This is a genomic window from Halobacillus sp. SY10 (genome assembly GCF_045401165.1).
Lineage (GTDB): Bacteria > Bacillota > Bacilli > Bacillales > Halobacillaceae > Halobacillus > Halobacillus aidingensis.
This window is the reverse complement of record NZ_CP174345.1, coordinates 2,920,794-2,937,595: the sequence shown is the minus strand read 5'-3', so window position 1 is coordinate 2,937,595 and position 16,802 is coordinate 2,920,794. Positions and strand designations below refer to the sequence as shown.

Below are 16,802 nucleotides of genomic sequence, written 5' to 3'. Positions count from 1 at the left end.
CTGGCCAACCAGAGGACACAGTTCGAGAGCAATCACTCTTGATCTGTGTCCTTTTTTTATTGTCAAAAAGGAGATGAACGCTTTGAGAACACAAAAACATTCGATGAAGTTGCGTATACACAAACATAGGCGAGATAAAAGAAGTGGACCTTTGCAGCCAATTAATAGAAGTATGTATATGCAATCATTACTAAATGGGGGGATTCGGGATGAATAAGAAACAGATTGAGAATGCACTACGTGATTATAACTGGATGATTAACGAGATTAGGAGACAAAGAGAGCTGCTCGAAGATGCTGGAACAAACTTGGTCGCTCAGTCCGGAATTGAATCGACCCTTCCTAAAGCACAAGGAGAAACAGGTGATCCAGTAGCGCGTGAAGTTGTCCGGCGTGACAAAAAGTACACATGGGTCCATAAGCTCGAAGTGAAAGTTACATTCATTCAAGAGCGAATGGCTGTTATTGTAGAGGAAAGAGAAAAGGCTGTTCTGGAATGTTTGCTCGATGGGATGAGCATGGTGGCAATCGGAAATCATATGGGATTGTCTTCAAGGCATATTAGACGTATTAAAAATAGCATCGTGTCTCAAATGTCCGCTATGTCCGGGATGTCCGCTTTGTCCTGTAATTTGCCGAATAAAGAACGATGCGTGTAAACTGGATGGCAGGACGGACAGGCAGACATTCCTGGCCAGGAGACATGAATAACTTATAGATCAGGCACCCTGTCGGGTGTCTTTTTATATAACACCTCTCTTCTAATTAAGTTAAAATAACTATATAGGAGGGGTTACGTTGGACTATAAATTGTTAAGTATTATTATTTCTGCATCAGTGGCTATCTTTATTGCGGTGTTAAATCATTTTATTATTACGCCTATTAAAGATAAGCGGAATAGACAGAGGGAACAGCTCAAAAATTTATATGCACCTTTATATAACTTGCTAAGCTATAACATTTTGATACTGAAAGACGCTTCTATACGTCAAAAAGAAATATTATTAGGGTACGTTCAGTCCGATAAAAATAATTATAAATCCAAAGACTATTTAGAAGAATTTATGCTTCAAAGAGCAGGGTACTGTTCAGATGAATTGATGGAAGTATGGACAAAGTTCACCACCTATAATATTTCACCTGAGAATGGTATCTCAAGTAGATTAGTTAAAACAGTAGTTAAAGAATATAACAAAATAAAAAAGGAATTAAACATGGGATACAATAAAGAAGAACTCTCTACTGGCATCCCAGAATGTATTAAAGAACTGAGAGAGGAAATTTAATTTTGAAGGTAAATACTTCCTTTTGTCGAATTAGTTTGATGGGAGGGGGTGAAAATATGTTAATAAGTAAGTTGGATGAAAAAAGGCTTGCTCAACAGATAGCTAGACTACCTTTAGCTTCTCATCAGGCTAATCATAAATGGGTGAGGTCTACGGTGAATGATTATATATTGCCAAGTGAAGACAATTTGGAAGGGCAATACATAGTCGATTTGTTTAAATTGACTACACCAGAAATTATTGAAAAATGGTTTGACGGGGAAGACAATGCTTATGAATTATTAATGAGGTAAACAGGCATCCCATTAGGGGTGCTTTTTTCATGCTTACAAAACAACTTAATTCATTCTGGAGGTGGGTGAAATGTAGATGGGCGAGAAACATAAGCAAGCCGAGATGGATTACATCAAAGGCTTGAAATACAAAGAGATTGCAGGAAAACATGGCGTCTCGATTAATACCGTAAAGTCATGGAAAAGACGTCATGAATGGTCGCGTGAAAAGGGTGCACCCAAAGAAAAAAGTGTGCACACAAAAAAGAATAGCGTAGGAGCTCCTAAAGGGAGTAAGAACGCACTTGGTAACCGTGGTGGTGCTCCAGTAGGTAACAACAACGCTAGCTCACACGGTTTTTTTCGTACCATTTTTCCAAATGACGATGAAACCATGCAGATTGTCGATGCTATTAGTGAAAAATCACCAGTCGATATGTTGTGGGAAAACATCATTATTAAATACACGGCCATTGCTCGAGCTCAGAAACTGTTGTATGTCACTGACCAAGAGGACATGACCAAAGAAGTTAAGAAAACAGAGACTTCTGATGGGGAATCTTACTCTACAGAAAAGGAAGAGTGGGAAATACAGTTTGCATGGGATAAACACGCCACATTCCTTACAGCACAGTCCCGTGCCATGAGCGAGCTACGATCACTGATTAAAGACTTCATCCAACTTAGTGGCCAAGATGATCATAGAAGAACTCAATTAGAAAAGATGCAGCATGATATGAAAGTAACTCAAGAGCGACTCGATTTGGATAAGGCTAAAGCTAGTATTGACAATGGTGAATATGAAGATGATGGTTTCATCAATGCTTTAGATGGAAAGGCCTCAGAGGTGTGGGACGATGATTAAGGCTAAGAAAAAGAAGCCAGCACCGTTTAAATTTAAGCCTTTCTCAAAGAAGCAGCTGAAGGTTTTAACTTGGTGGCGTAAAGATTCCCCTGTTCAAGACAAAGATGGCATCATATGTGATGGTTCTGTTCGTGCAGGTAAGACGGTTGTTATGTCTTTATCTTACGTGATGTGGGCAATGGAAACCTTTAAAGATGAAAACCTCGGAATGGCTGGTAAGACAATAGGTTCATTTAGAAGGAACGTCATCACACCCCTGAAACGCATGCTTAAATCCAGAGGGTACGTCCTAAAGGACCATAGAGCTGATAATTACCTCACCATCACTTATAAAGGGGTATCCAATTACTTTTATGTGTTTGGTGGGAAGGACGAATCCAGTCAGAATCTCATTCAAGGTATCACATTAGCTGGAATGTTCTTCGATGAAGTGGCCCTCATGCCGCAATCCTTTGTCAATCAAGCTACAGCAAGATGTTCAGTAGAAGGTTCAAAGTTCTGGTTCAACTGTAACCCTGCCGGACCTTATCATTGGTTTAAAATTGATTACTTGGACGCTACCGATGAGAAAAACTTGCTCCATCTTCATTTCACGATGGACGATAACCTTTCTCTATCACATAAGGTTAAAAACCGGTTCAAACGTCTTTATACAGGTGTTTTCTATAAAAGATACATTCTTGGTCTATGGGTGCTTGCTGAAGGTGTTATCTATGACATGTTTGATATGGATAAGCACACGACCAATGTCACTTACACCCAGTTTGAAAAGCACTATGTATCGATTGACTATGGTACTCAAAACCCTACGGCATTTGGCTTGTGGGGCTTTCGTCATGATGTGTGGTATAAGCGCAAAGAATATCACTATGACGGCCGTGAAGAAAAGAAACAAAAAACCGACCAGGAATATCTTAAGGATTTAAACGAGTTCCTGGGTGATATTAGACCAGCTGGTATTGTCGTGGATCCGAGCGCATCCTCTTTTATTGCTTTACTTAAAAAGAATGGATTCAAAGTTATCGAGGCTAAAAATGATGTATTAGAAGGAATTCGAAATGTGGCCAACGCTTTGATCAATGGGGAAATCCTATACGACTTATCCTGCACCGAGACATTCAGAGAGTACGCTTCATACATTTGGGATAAGAAAGCAGCAGATCATGGCGAGGACAAGCCAGTTAAAGCTAATGACCACCACATGGACAGTGATCGATATTTTGTAAATACGATTGTAGTTGGCAAATATAAGTTGTCTATTAAAGAACGTTATAAAAAGCTTTATGGGAGGTGAAGGTAATAGGAGGAGCAAAAGCAGCACGCAAAGTAAAAAAAGATTTTCTTCAAGTAGGAGAAAAAGGTGGTCCTCGCGATGTAATGATGAGGCAATCCCCTCAAGTGGGTAGGAGGCTTTCTCCAGAAGAGATTACTAACCTCTATGCTAACGACCAAATCATCCAGAATATCATAGACATCCCTGCTGAGGATGCGACTCGTGAATGGATTACCTTAAATATTGAAGACCAGGCGTTAAAAAAGAAGTTAGAGCTAAAGTTAAGAGCTTTAAATGCTCAGGAATCATTTCAGAACATGGTGAGGTACGAAAGACTGCGAGGGGATGGATTTACAGCGTTAGGGATGACGGAATCCCAGGACTTCCAACTGAGTGATTCAGTAGAAACGGCACGACTGAAATCCGTAGATTATCTACATCCTTTTTCTTCTCGGAAGGTTTCCAAAATGAATGTTGTGGACGATGTGTTCTCAATTGAGTTTGGTGAAGTAAAATCATTCATGATTAAAAATTCCGATCAGCGAGAGGAGCAAGAGGTCCACCGTGACCGAGTTCTTCATCTGCAAACACAGAAGTTAGAGGATGCTGATTGGGGGCAGAGTCGGTTAGAGCCTATGTATAAGTATATTACTCTTTTCGATACTGCTGCATGGTCAACGGGACAAATCCTTTATGACTATGTCTTTAAGAAGTACAAGTCAAACGATGTAGAGGGAATGAGTACACAGGAACGACAAGAGACGCAAATGCTGCTTGATTATATGTTCCGTACAGAGGCATTGGCCATTATAGGAACCGAAGAAGAGCTGGAAAAAGAAGCAACGAATGTTTCAGGTATTAATCACCTATTTGAATTTGTATGGGAAACACTTGCGGGCTCTGCAAGGATGCCAAAGAGTCATATACTAGGTCAACAGTCGGGAACGCTAACAGGGGCGCAATACGACAGTCTGAACTACTACGCAAGAATCGCGGGTATTCAAGAAAACTTTGTTCGGCCAAAGATTGAGTATCTTTTCCGATTGCTTTTGCAGTCAGAGGAGTTTGGAAGACTAGGTCCAGACAAGATAGATTGGTCTTTCAGCTTCAATCCTCTTTGGAAGTTGGACAGTCAATCAGATGCAGATATTCGGAAAAAAGTTGCCGAGACTGATGAGATTTATCTAAGAAACCAAGTCGTCACCTCCGATGAGGTGAGAGAGAAAAGGTTCACCGGTGCTTCATTGAGTGCCGAGCTCGACTTCAGTGAGGATGAACTAACTGAATTGGAGAAGAACATCCAAGAGGCGAGGGATGGTTATGGCCAATAGCCCTCAAATGCCTCAGAGTAAGTTCCCGACGGCCATATCCGTTTCTTATTATCGTGGTATCGGTAAGCTCGTAGATCTGAACCGTAAGAAAATATGGGAAACCTTCACTAACGATATAAAGCCTCTAATCCACCAGTACCGCACCCAGATGGATAGCGGTCTTTTTGTCGTGGATTTGGGAGGTATCCTGTCCAAGATTATGAATCTCTTACAAAAGGCAAGAGAGTTTTCAGGACAGTTTATTTTCACGTCTGAAACCATCAACAAACTTGCTGGAATTTTCGTGAAGTCCATCAATGCATTCCAACGGGATACTTTCAGGAACCAGATGAAAACAGTTCAAGGTATCGACCCTATCGGACGTGAAACCTGGTTAGAATTGTTTATGGACTCTGCAGTAAATGAAAACGTCAGCTGGATTAAAAGCATTGATCAAGACTACCACGATAAAATACAGACCATTGTTCTTCAGGGAGTCAGACGGGGAAAATCCATCAATGAAATGGCTGCTGAAATTACAAGGGCTTCTGGCGCCAGTAGATCCAGAGCTAAGTTCATTGCTCGTGATCAGGCCGGTAGTATTCTTGGTGATTTAACGAAGACTAGGCACACACAAGCTGGTATTGATAAGTTTACCTGGCGAGATAGTGACGATGAGCGAGTGCGAGACACTCACGCCGACTTAGATGGCAATGTTTTCACATGGAAATATGGTGTTACGGTTAAGGGCCGCCAAATATGGCCTGGAACAGATTACAACTGCAGGTGCACAGCTGATCCAGTAATAGAATAGATTTTATGCTCACCTTCTGGTGGGCTTTTTTATTGCTTGAAAGGAGGTGAAATATTGAGTAAGAAGCAGCGTTTTGATCGAGCCTTTATTAAGGATTATAACGAAACAGATGAAGGTTATTTGACTGTTAGAGCGGTAGTAACGAAACCTGGAGTTTACCCCTATGGTCGTGACGATGGATCTATTCAGTTTGAACTCAAACATCCTGAGGACATCTATTCTGATCACACGGTTCGTTCATGCAATGCGAAACCTGTAACGGATGATCACCCCAATGAACCGGTCAACATGAAAAACATCAAAGCCTATGGCAAGGGGATGTCACACACGGATGCTTCTGTTCAAGGCGGGGGAATCATGGTCGGTTTTACAATCTGGGATGAGGACCTTATCGAAAAGATTTACGACGGTAAGCGAGAAATCAGCCTTGGTTTCATGACAAATCTTGTCGCGGAAGATGGAACATACGAAGGACAGAACTATCAATTCCGTCAGACCAAAGTGGATGTGAATCATATCGCCATTGTAGATCAAGGGCGAGTGGGACCGGAAGCAGCCATAAAAGGCGATTCCTCTGGATGGAGGAAAGATTCAGCCGCCTGGCAGGTGGACCATAAAGAGAATAAAAATGGAGGTGGCAGCATGCCAACAATCAAGATTGATAATAAAGATTATGAAGTTGATAGCGTAGTGAAATCACGCATCGATGCTCTGGAAACAAAAGAACAACAGCTCGACACAGTAACCAAAGAGCGTGACACGCTGCAAGGAACGGTGGATGCAAATAAAACGAAAATTGACGGCCTGGAGCAAGAGTTGAAAGATGCACAGGAGTCCGGCCCTTCTCAAGAGGACATGCAAAAGGCTGTGGATGCCCGTCTCGCTTTGATTGATTCAGCCCGTAACTATCTGAATGGTGACTTTGATTACACAACCAAGAGCGATAAGGACATCAAGGTTGCTGTTATTCAAAAGGCTGATGAGAACTTCAAAGCTGATGACAAATCGGATGAATACATTAACGCTCGTTTTGATGGCACAGTAAGTGTTTATCAAAGTAACGGATTCCAAAGCACAGGCGCCAACCAGATGAAGGGAACCAATGATTCCACCGGAGATTTAGATAAGCAACGCCAGGATCGCCTGAACCTACGTGATTCGAAATAAATCAATTATAAAGGAGTGATTGTCAATGGCAATTACAGAGTACAACAAGTACATGCCAGAAGCGCAAGGTAAAGGTAAGCTAGCAAACTACCAAGACTACTCAGCTGAAACCAAAGCAGCTGCAGAGGACATCCCATATGGAGTGGCTGTTCAACTAGGAACCGATCGAGAAACAGTGAGTGTCTTTGCAGGCGGTTCACCTGTCGGTATTGCTTTAGCCCAAGAACCAAACGATTGGCAGGATCCTAATGCTAATAATCAACTTTACAAAGCGCAAATGCCAGTCGCAATCGTCCGTAAAGGTCCAATTTGGGTCGAAGTAGAGGAGGATGTCAACATTGGTGATAAAGCTGTGGCTGATAATTCGACTGGTAACTTTCGTCCTGAAGGTACAGCGACATCCAACATAGTGGCATTCCCTACAGCGGTATTTAAAACAGCAGCCCTTGCCGGGGAACTGGCACAGCTTGAAATCAACCTACCATAAAACTGAAGGAGTGAAAGTTACATGACCATCCGTAATGATGCATTGATCCGTCCGCAGGATTTGAACGCAGTTGACAATACCATTTATGAAATCAATAAAGAAGAGCTAAAAGCTCGAACAATTTTCAATGTGAAGTCAGATGTTCCAGAAGGAGCAGAGACATACAGCTATGACGTTATCAAGCGTTCAGGAGCTGCTAAGGTACTTGCACCGGGAGCCGACGATATTCCGTTGGTTGACGCCGACATGGGACGTCACACAGAACAAATTTATTCTATTGCTGTAGCATTCCGCCTTTCTGTTCAGGAGCTTAGACAAGCTCAAATGTCTGGGCAACCAGTCGAGACAACGAAAGCAGCAACAGCTCGCCGTGCTATCTCTGAGAAAGAAAACAAGATTGCTTGGAAAGGCGATGCTAAGCACAACATTCTTGGTGTGACCAATGCTGAAGGTATTCAGACAATGGCAGTTCAGAATAACGAAGCTGGTTCCTCCTCTTCTTGGAAGGATAAGACAGGACGTGAGATCGTGGCCGATTTACGCAAAGCGCGTTCAGCCGTCAATAAGCTTCCTGGACATACAGCTGATACTCTTATCGTCACGCCAGATGCTATGGAAGAGCTTGAAAAGGAGTATAACCAATACACAGGCCAAACTGTTCTCGGGTACCTTCGCAGTCAAAGCTGGTTCTCGCGTATCGATTTCACCTCTGACCTTGAAAAAGTAGGTGATGGAGAGACAGATAGTTTCCTAGTATTCGATAGTTCACCAAACGTAGTCCAGCTATTGATTCCTATGGATATCAAGCGTCACCCAGAAGAATACAAGTTTCCGAACTATAAGGTTCCTTTGGAAGAGCGCACAGGCGGCGTGATTGTTCGTTATCCAATGGCAATTGTGAGAGGAGATGGAATTTAATATGTTAGTACAGAACAAAGGTAAGTACGTTCGTCATGCTGAAGGTGTCATGCTTGTTCCAGGTAGTAACGATGTGAGCGAGCAGGATTGGAAGAAGTTCAGTAACCACAAAATCATCAAGAGTTTAATTGATAAAGGCGAAATCGTTACTCATAAGGTGAAAAGCACCACTGACATGAATGCGAATCAAGCGATTGAATTAGTAGAAGATACCTTCTCAGTGGATCTGCTTGAGCAATGGAAAGCTAACGAAGATCGTAAGACGGTCCTTGATGCGATTGAGGACCAACTGAAAGAGGTTAAGGGTGAAGGTGAAAACGGCGAGGATGATGTGTAATGGCCAACGACACGACTCCTGACAAAATCAGGAGTATCGCCAAACATCTCAGAAGCTTATCGGATGATGACTTGAATCTATATATTGAAGATGCTAAGGCAGAGCTTGATGAGGAGAAAATACCTGATAAATATCGGGAAAGACTCCAACGTTATCTTTCAGCTCACTTGGCATCTCTTAATGTTCGGAGAGTTGCCTCACAGAAGGTAGACGGGATGTCACAAACATTTTCCAATAGCGACCGCACAAGCGTAGAGAATATGGGGCTGGATTCGAGCCCTTACGGTCAGGAATTTGCACGTCTGATGAAGAAATACACAAGTCGGCCTTCGCTAAAGTTGACGGTGCTTTAGTATGCCAACAAACAACTTCGGTATCCAAGTCAATCAGGATAACATCCTTGAATTCCAGAAGATCATAGAAGATTTAGGACGCTACCGAATTGAAGTTGGAATTTTTGCCGAAGACGATTCTTTTTACGCAATGATTGCGAACGTCCATGAGTATGGAATGACCATCAAAGCAAAAAAGAAGTTCCTTACGATCCCTTTGCCACCTTCAGAAGGACGGAGCGCATCAGAAATCGAAGGATTGTTTCGACCACCGAACACTCAAATACTAGCTACAAGTGAAAATGGAGTGCTGACACCAATGTTCGTATTAAAAGAACAGGTAAAGATTCCAGAACGATCTTTCATCCGAGCTAGTTTCGATGAGAAGGAAGGCGACTGGACAGGCCTTATGGAAAGGTTGTTGGATAAAGTTTTCGCCTTCGAAATCACAGTTGAGCAAATGTTTGAGCAAGTGGGGGCAAGAGTTGTCGCTGACATTCAAGCGAAGATCAGATCCATTAGCTCACCGGCCAACTCCTCCTTAACGAAGAAAAATAAAGGGTCATCAAATCCGTTAATAGATGACGGAGGCTTGATTCAACGAATTACATGGAAGGTGGTGAGTAGCTGATGGGGCAACAAATCTTCTATTTTGATGAAGTCTTTGCAGCTTTCTGTGTTTCGTTTGATGCGATCAAGAAAAGTGAAGGTTATCGCGATTATTCAAATGGAGGTCAATGGGTTCCAGGAGCTGACTTACAGCCTGAGCCTATGGAGGGGATTATTGTTCCTCTATCCAATGATGACCTTAGATTCGATACAGAGGGGCGCTATACGGAAAAAGATCGGAAGATTTACCTGCAGCATCCTCAGCGACTGGAAAAGAACGACCGGGTCCACTTTGATGGGCAAGATTATAGGGTCTTCGATGTGAAGAATCATGAGGTCTACGCGGACTTCTCTGTTTACATCGTTAAAGGGATTGATAAGGGGAGTGATTCGCCATGATGACCTTAAAAACACGAAATACAATCACGAATGAGCTCTTCGAATTCATGGGCATCCCAGTTATCCCTGATGATGACGATGGCGATGTACCGGACTATCCCTATATTGTTTATAGCGATACGACGGATAACAACCGTCGGGGGCAGGATTCCATCACTTATACCGATACTGAAGAGGGATTTGAAAAAACGTATTCCAATCAAGTAGAAACGTCTTATTCGTTCAATGCTTACTCTGATTCACGAGATCAAGCGAAGGAATTAGCATTCCAAATGATTGAGTTTTTCGGAAGGTTAGGTCGTGTTTGGTTGAATAACGCTGGGGTAGCAGTACAAGATGTTTCTTCATTACAGAATCGGAGCCTCATGCTCATTGATCATTATGTGAGACGGTATGGGATTGACGTTCTATTCAATTACGTTGATGAGTCCACATACCCGATTGATTCTATTGATAACACAACCATAACAGGAGGGTAAATGATGCCATTGAATGACTTTCAAGTGAATATCAATTTACAACAGCCACTCGGTCTTGTGGGCTTTGGGAAACCTCTCATTGTCGGCGAGATGACGGGTGGTTTAGCTTATCAAGAATTTCTAACCTTAGATGCGCTGGCAGAAAGTGTAGACGATACTTCTCCTCTATACCAGAAAGCCCAGACGCTTTTAGAACAGGAGAACCGTCCAGAGCGTTTTGCTGTCGCTGCTTATGACTCAGCTGCAGTAGATGAGCCTACGACAGCTGCAGCACTTGTTACTTCGCTTTTGGGGAATGATTGGTACTTCTTGATTACTACTGAAACCGATGTAACTGAAATGACAGCCATTGCTGATGTCATTGAAGGATCTAAAGCAGGTGGATACCCGAAACTCTATTCTGCACAAGTTCCAAGTGTCGATGATCTTACAACGCTAGTTACTGAATATGAACGCTCATTTTTTGCAGTTCATCCATCTGGTGAGCATTTGGATGCAGCTCATGTAGGAGAGAACGGAAGCAAACCAGTAGGGTCTATTACATGGAAGAGTAAAACCCTGAAAGGGATCACTTCTGAAACGCTAACAAGCGATGAACTGGCTACTATCGAAGATGCCAATGGTTATGCTTATGTGAACAAGGCGGGTCAAAGCGTTACCTCTGAAGGCCAAGTGCTTTCCGGGGAGTATATCGATGTTGTTCATGGCTTGGATTGGGTGGTCGCCAATATCGAAACGCGTGTTCAAAAAATCCTCAATCAAGCTGGGAAGATTCCTTATGATGACTCAGGTATTGCGCAGCTTGAAGCTGGAACCCTCTCAGTTCTTAAAGAAGGATATCAGCAAGGGATTATCGCTGATGACGGAAATGGGAATGGGGTTTACTCCACGAACTTCCGTTCCAGCGCACAATCGACCGAAGAAGACCGAAAGAACCGCGTCTATTCCGGAGGGAATTTTGAATTTCAGCTTGCCGGTGCGATTCATGAAGGAAAAGTCACTGGCTCTGTGAGCTATTAAGGAGGGGTATAAATGCCAGTAGGAACGTATGATTCCACGAAAGTTCAGGTTCTCATTAACGACGTGAATATCACGGGATTATCAGAAGATACATTTGCATCTTTTGAACCGGCCGAAGGTGACAGCTTCTCATATTCTGTAGGAGCTAACCCTGGTGATGTTGTGATTTCTGAGACGAACAATGATGTGCACACGATGACACTTGTGTTGCAGCCGACAAGTCCTTATGTTTCTTATTTAAATCGTCTAGCGAAAGAGAAACAGACGGTACCGGCTTATGTCATTAACAACAACGAACCGAAGGAAAAAGCAGGAGGTTCTCAAGCGCGGATCCAAAGACCCGCGAACGTAGCTTATGGAAAAGAAGCTCAGAACCGCGAGTTTACTATCGTCGTATTTGATTACTCTGTTGAGTGATTTGAATGGCAAAGAAAAAGAAAATCAATCATGGAACAAAGCAGTCCAATAGGGCTGCTTTTCATTATTTACAATACAAATTGGAGGTCCATAAAATGGCGAAAATCGGTACGAAAAAAACAATTACAGTTGAAGGAATTGAATACACACTCCAACATCCAGGCTCCCGTGAGCGTATGCGTATCCAAGATAGAGCGCAGTCCGAAAACGGAAACCCCTCCTCAGAAAAACTAGCTGAAGAACTATTCAAAAACGTAGTGGTAGAACCACAGGTTTCCTTTGAATACTTCGATGAGCATGACGGTATGGAAGAGGTCATCACAGAATCAATGAAATTTCTTAGATCCGGAAAGTGATCATGATGATGCCTATTACCGGGCGAAGGTGAAAAAAGAACAATGGTTCTGGCGTCCAATAGTTAATAAAGTCCTTTCCTATACGGAGGCCATTAATATGAGCAAGGATCAGCTTCTGGAAGTCAATGCTGCCATAGACATCCAATACGAAGCTGAGAAGGCTGCGATGAATAAAAAATAGGCAGGGAAAGGAGGGGAAGCATGACTTTAAAAGACTTAACATTAGGATTTCAGGCTGATAACGGACCCCTCCAAGAATTGAATCGTTCCCTAAATCAATTTAATAGTCTTACCTCTGGTGCAGACAAAGAAATCAGACAAATGTCTAAATCGTTTGAGCGCTCTCAACGCGGGATGGTCAAAGAAACTGTCGCATTTAATAGAGAGCTAAGTCGCCAGAGTGATGCAACTCGCAAACTTGCAAAGACAATGGGGACCAGTGCAACTCAACTATCTGACGATTGGTCAGATATGAGCACTGAAATGAAGAAGTCTTTAGTGCAAAACCATAACCAACTACGCGTCTTCCGTAAAGAGGTATTCAAGTCAGAAATGGATATGCGGAAGCTAGGTATGCAGATGGGGAACTACGCTGGAACTACTGATGACTTCATGGGTGAAGTGACCAAGCTTGGTAAGCAGCACAAAAAAGTTACAGATCAGATGATTAATAACAATATGAGCATGCGTCAGGGGTTTATTCAACAGGTTGCTACGATGAAAGCTATGACTGGACAGAGCGATAAAATCATTAAGAGTATTGATCGCATCGATAAGGCTGTTTATAAAGTCAATAAACCTCTTTTACGGATAGGTAGCAATCTAGAAAGAGCTGCACGAGAAGGTAATGCTGCCAATCTAGCACTTAAGATGCTTGGTCCGAATGCCAAAATGAAAGACTTGCTCGACACCACTAGAATGATTAACCGGGGGTTAATGAGGCATCAACAACTTGTCATTGGTATGGGAGTAGCGTGGCTTGGATTCACAGCCATTGTTGCAAATTCTGCAGCGGGGCCCAGCGTATCGAAGAATTTGGATCAACAAAATCAAGCTATAGCTGAGTACGAGAAAGAGTTAAAAAAGCGTACCGAAGAAATTGCTAACACCTGGAGTATTTTTGAAGAGGTTCAACTAGAAGCGACAAAACCTTCTACCCTACAGAAAAACCTAAGTGAACAAGTGAGGATCATGGGTAACTGGCAAGATAACCTTTCCTCTCTTGAACAAAGAATCGATAGCTCCGGGTTTATTAGGCAATTGACGGAAATGGGACCAGAGGCTGCTTCGGAAATTAAAGCCTTGACGCAAATGTCTGATAACAAACTGGATGAATACGTCGATCTCTGGCAAGAGAAAATGAAGCTTTCTCGAGGAGCAGCCCGTTCTGAACTAGAACAATTAAAGCGGGATACAGACCAGAAGGTGAGAGAACTTCAAGACAGCCTTACCCCATTAGGGTTAGCCTGGCATGAAGCTATGCAAACATGGTCAGATGCGCTGAAACCATTTATACAGTTTTGGGGATTGTTCGCTACAGCGATTGTTCAAGGCTTTAATAAGGTTGGAGAATTCATACAACAGCTTAATGAAATCAGTCCTTGGATCACGAAAATAGGTGGCATGTTTTTATACGTTTTCACTACGTTGATGGTCCTTCTAGCACCTTTAGCTGTAGGTATAGGGTTATTGGGAGGTATGCAAGCAGCTTTCACCAGCTTATGGATGATAATCGGACCTTTTGTTACCGGTTTTCTGACTGTTGCCGGCACTGCAATTCTCGTTTCAGCTGCAATGATTGGATTGGCTGCATCTCTATATTTTGCATGGACTAGGTCCGAAACCTTCCGTAATGCTGTACTTGGTGCTTGGGCCGCTATCAAGTCGAAAGCACTGGAAATATGGGGATTCTTGAAGCCTTATATAATGCAGGCGATTGGCGTTATTGTTGATTTCGGACAAGAAAAGATAGCACAGCTGCGCTCATTTTGGGAATCTAACGGTCAGCAAATCCTTCTGGCAGGAAAAAATGTCTTTGGATTCTTAGTAACCGTAATAGGTGGAGCCCTTCGAGGAATTTGGGAGATTTTTAAGTTTATCTGGCCTATGGCTCTTGCTTTAGTACAGTCAATTTGGCGAAATATACGTGGAATTATCGACGGAGCTCTAAATATTATTATGGGTCTCGTGAAAGTTTTCTCGGGCCTCTTTACTGGCGACTTTTCAAAAATGTGGGAAGGTGTCAAACAGATATTTTTTGGTGCTATCCAATTTATCTGGAACTACGTAAATCTTCTGTTTGTAGGTCGTATCCTCAAAGCAGGTAAGCTTTTATTTACGGGATTAAAATCTATTATTTTCACACTCTGGGGTGCACTGCGCGGCATATTTGTCAGCGGTGTTAATTTCGTTAAGAATTTTACCATTAAAGGATTCCGATTCCTTCATTCAGGGGCAAGTAAGCTCATAGACAAGCTGAAGTTTCACGTGGGGCATCAGTTTAAAACCATTGTAGATGCTGCGAAGGCTTTGCCAGGTAAAATTGGTACTGGAATCAAAAATATGGCAGGGAAAGCTTGGTCCGGAATAAAATCATTTGGAGAAAAACTTGCTTCAGGATTCGCCAAAATCATCAATGGAGCGACCGGCGGTGTGAATTGGATCATGGGGAAACTTGGTATCGATTTTGCCATTCCTGAATGGGATCCACCGAAATATGCCAAAGGAACAGACTTCCACCCTGGTGGTCCTGCCATTGTGGGTGAACAAGGCCGAGAGTTAATTCATGCGAACGGACGCACATTCTTAGCTGAACAAGAGCAATTGCTCAACCTTCCTAAAGGTGCATCTGTATTGCCGAATCGACAAACGGAGATGGCTCTGCAAGGTGTGCCAGGATACGCCGGTGGAGTCGGAGGCTTCTTCAAGAATTGTATCGGAAAGTTGAAAGATATTGGACTTGATGTTTGGAACTACCTTACGAACCCTAGCAAACTTGTTGGGAAAGTTCTTGATTCCTTAGGGATAAGTTTCCCAAGTGAAATCACTGGTGCTTTTGGCAAGATGGGACAAGGGGCATTCTCGCTTATTAAAGATAAAGTCATCGACTTCGTAAAAGGTAAGATGCATGAAACGAGTGGGCCTGTCAGTTTTGGGAACCTTGTCAAGACGAGTAGCTTCGGAATGCGATTCCACCCTATTCTTAAGAAGAATTTACTTCATGCTGGTGATGATTATGGCGGAGCTCTAGGAACGGCCATTCGATCTCAAACTGGTGGCCGCGTTATACACAGTGGTCCAGCTGGTAGCTTTGGGAACTTAGTTAAAGTCCAACGAGGAATTTACACCCATTTCTACGCTCACTTGCAACGAGCGATGGCTCGTGTAGGTTCGATGGTGAGTCGCGGTGATGTTATCGGTACGTTAGGTAGTACTGGACGTTCAACAGGTCCTCACCTTCACTATGAAGTGAGGAAAAATGGTGTTCCTATACCTCCTGGTGGAGGATTCGCGACTGGTGGCATTGCCACTCACCCGCAAATAGCGAGCCTTGCTGAGAATGGTTGGAAAGAGTTTATTATTCCGACTCAGCCAAGCATGAGAGGAAATGCTTTGAGGCTCTTAGATCAAGCCAATCAAGAAATTGGTTATAAGCCAAAAGAAAGCCGTTATAATCCGTCAATGGATAACCAACATACAAATGGTGGTATTAAAGGGCAACAGATCGTATTCAGTCCAGAATTTGTAGTCCATGTAGATGCAAATGCCAAAGTCGACCAAGACACCTTAGATATGCTAGAAAGAAAGTTTAAGCAAATGTCTGAGGAACAGTTTGAAAGTTTACTAAGAAGGATGGGATTCAACCGGGAGGGGTGATGGATGATGCAAGGGAAAGCTAACTTACAAGGAGAACAGCTGCACGTTACATTGGAGAACTATCCAAATAACGGGTCAGTAACGAAGCATCCTGTCGAAAAAGAAGGCGGAGGGTCCATCACCGATCATGTCACGGTGGATCCCAAGACCGTTTCTATTAAAGGAATTCTCACACGTAAGACAAACGAAGATGTAGAAACACTCATCACAAAAATGGAGTCTTGGCATAAATCCGGGACTCTTTTGCAATATGAAGGCCGTCGCATCATGTCTAACGTGGTGATTGAAAGCTTTGACGTAGATACGGACAGCAAAAAACAGAACGGCTTCTCGTTTTCTATGACGCTAGTCAAAATTCAACTAGCTAAATCCTCTTATCAAAAATCGTCTAAGCCGGTTACGAACGAAGGTAGAAAGCAAACTAAAAACCCGAATACCGGTAAGAAATATCACTTGGTTCGCAAAGGTGACACGTACTGGGGATGTGCCAGAAAGTATGGAACTACCGTCAAACAGTTAGAAGAATGGAACCCATGGCCAGCAAGGGTGATACCAATCGGTGTAAAAATGAGAGTGGGATAAGG

20 protein-coding genes are annotated in these 16,802 nt (G+C 42.8%); all 20 read left to right on the top strand.

All coding sequences use genetic code 11. From position 1 onward, the window contains the following. The first annotated feature begins 209 nt into the window (after positions 1-209). The 20 genes from ACJA3J_RS15115 (at position 210) to ACJA3J_RS15020 (ending at position 16,800) form a co-directional block, all read left to right on the top strand. Entirely contained in the window at positions 210-659 is a 450-nt protein-coding gene (locus tag ACJA3J_RS15115) for a DNA-binding response regulator (protein WP_406944501.1), read from the top strand. Positions 660-798: 139 nt separating this feature from the next. Then, complete coding sequence (locus tag ACJA3J_RS15110) at positions 799-1,287, top strand: hypothetical protein (protein ID WP_406944500.1); 489 nt, start codon at positions 799-801, stop codon at positions 1,285-1,287. A gap of 56 nt (positions 1,288-1,343) precedes the next feature. Further along, a complete protein-coding gene (locus ACJA3J_RS15105; RefSeq protein ID WP_406944499.1) occupies positions 1,344-1,580 on the top strand; it encodes a hypothetical protein in 237 nt (78 codons plus the stop codon). 76 nt (positions 1,581-1,656) lie between these two features. Next, positions 1,657-2,424, top strand: coding sequence for a phage terminase small subunit (gene terS / locus ACJA3J_RS15100; protein ID WP_406944498.1), 768 nt, complete (start codon positions 1,657-1,659; stop codon positions 2,422-2,424). Then, positions 2,417-3,718 carry a PBSX family phage terminase large subunit gene (locus tag ACJA3J_RS15095; RefSeq protein WP_406944497.1) on the top strand — a complete coding sequence of 434 codons (1,302 nt, stop codon included), beginning with the start codon at positions 2,417-2,419 and terminating at the stop codon, positions 3,716-3,718. The genes terS and ACJA3J_RS15095 overlap by 8 nt, the downstream gene beginning before the upstream one ends. Next, on the top strand, positions 3,715-5,028 hold the full coding sequence (locus tag ACJA3J_RS15090) for an anti-CBASS protein Acb1 family protein (protein WP_406944496.1): 1,314 nt from the start codon (positions 3,715-3,717) through the stop codon (positions 5,026-5,028). Before ACJA3J_RS15095 ends, ACJA3J_RS15090 begins: the two co-directional genes overlap by 4 nt. Continuing rightward, the gene (locus ACJA3J_RS15085) at positions 5,012-5,821 is read left to right on the top strand and encodes a minor capsid protein (RefSeq protein WP_406944495.1); all 810 of its coding nucleotides are present in this window, start codon (positions 5,012-5,014) and stop codon (positions 5,819-5,821) included. Before ACJA3J_RS15090 ends, ACJA3J_RS15085 begins: the two co-directional genes overlap by 17 nt. A 54-nt stretch (positions 5,822-5,875) precedes the next feature. Continuing rightward, positions 5,876-6,988, top strand: coding sequence for a DUF2213 domain-containing protein (locus ACJA3J_RS15080; RefSeq protein WP_406944494.1), 1,113 nt, complete (start codon positions 5,876-5,878; stop codon positions 6,986-6,988). Positions 6,989-7,013: 25 nt separating this feature from the next. Then, positions 7,014-7,475, top strand: coding sequence for a hypothetical protein (locus ACJA3J_RS15075; RefSeq protein ID WP_406944493.1), 462 nt, complete (start codon positions 7,014-7,016; stop codon positions 7,473-7,475). A gap of 21 nt (positions 7,476-7,496) precedes the next feature. Continuing rightward, complete coding sequence (locus ACJA3J_RS15070) at positions 7,497-8,393, top strand: DUF2184 domain-containing protein (RefSeq protein WP_406944492.1); 897 nt, start codon at positions 7,497-7,499, stop codon at positions 8,391-8,393. Between the two features lies 1 nt (position 8,394). Next, the gene (locus ACJA3J_RS15065) at positions 8,395-8,730 is read left to right on the top strand and encodes a hypothetical protein (protein WP_406944491.1); all 336 of its coding nucleotides are present in this window, start codon (positions 8,395-8,397) and stop codon (positions 8,728-8,730) included. After that, positions 8,730-9,083, top strand: a complete 354-nt coding sequence (locus ACJA3J_RS15060) for a DUF4054 domain-containing protein (RefSeq protein WP_406944490.1) — start codon at positions 8,730-8,732, stop codon at positions 9,081-9,083. Before ACJA3J_RS15065 ends, ACJA3J_RS15060 begins: the two co-directional genes overlap by 1 nt. A 1-nt stretch (position 9,084) precedes the next feature. Continuing rightward, positions 9,085-9,693 (top strand): hypothetical protein, encoded by a 609-nt coding sequence (locus ACJA3J_RS15055; RefSeq protein ID WP_406944489.1) that lies wholly within the window; start codon positions 9,085-9,087, stop codon positions 9,691-9,693. Continuing rightward, on the top strand, positions 9,693-10,070 hold the full coding sequence (locus ACJA3J_RS15050; protein WP_406944488.1) for a hypothetical protein: 378 nt from the start codon (positions 9,693-9,695) through the stop codon (positions 10,068-10,070). Before ACJA3J_RS15055 ends, ACJA3J_RS15050 begins: the two co-directional genes overlap by 1 nt. Continuing rightward, a complete protein-coding gene (locus ACJA3J_RS15045) occupies positions 10,067-10,549 on the top strand; it encodes an LIC_12616 family protein (protein WP_406944487.1) in 483 nt (160 codons plus the stop codon). The genes ACJA3J_RS15050 and ACJA3J_RS15045 overlap by 4 nt, the downstream gene beginning before the upstream one ends. Positions 10,550-10,552: 3 nt before the next feature. Further along, positions 10,553-11,569: a DUF3383 family protein gene (locus tag ACJA3J_RS15040; RefSeq protein ID WP_406944486.1), complete on the top strand. Its 1,017-nt coding sequence runs from the start codon at positions 10,553-10,555 to the stop codon at positions 11,567-11,569. 12 nt (positions 11,570-11,581) lie between these two features. After that, positions 11,582-11,986 carry a phage structural protein gene (locus ACJA3J_RS15035; protein ID WP_406944485.1) on the top strand — a complete coding sequence of 135 codons (405 nt, stop codon included), beginning with the start codon at positions 11,582-11,584 and terminating at the stop codon, positions 11,984-11,986. A 5-nt stretch (positions 11,987-11,991) separates the two neighbouring features. Continuing rightward, positions 11,992-12,342: a hypothetical protein gene (locus ACJA3J_RS15030; protein WP_406944484.1), complete on the top strand. Its 351-nt coding sequence runs from the start codon at positions 11,992-11,994 to the stop codon at positions 12,340-12,342. Positions 12,343-12,543: 201 nt separating this feature from the next. Next, on the top strand, positions 12,544-16,218 hold the full coding sequence (locus ACJA3J_RS15025) for a peptidoglycan DD-metalloendopeptidase family protein (protein ID WP_406944483.1): 3,675 nt from the start codon (positions 12,544-12,546) through the stop codon (positions 16,216-16,218). A 3-nt stretch (positions 16,219-16,221) separates the two neighbouring features. Then, entirely contained in the window at positions 16,222-16,800 is a 579-nt protein-coding gene (locus ACJA3J_RS15020; RefSeq protein ID WP_406944482.1) for a LysM peptidoglycan-binding domain-containing protein, read from the top strand. The last annotated feature ends 2 nt before the right edge of the window (positions 16,801-16,802 follow it).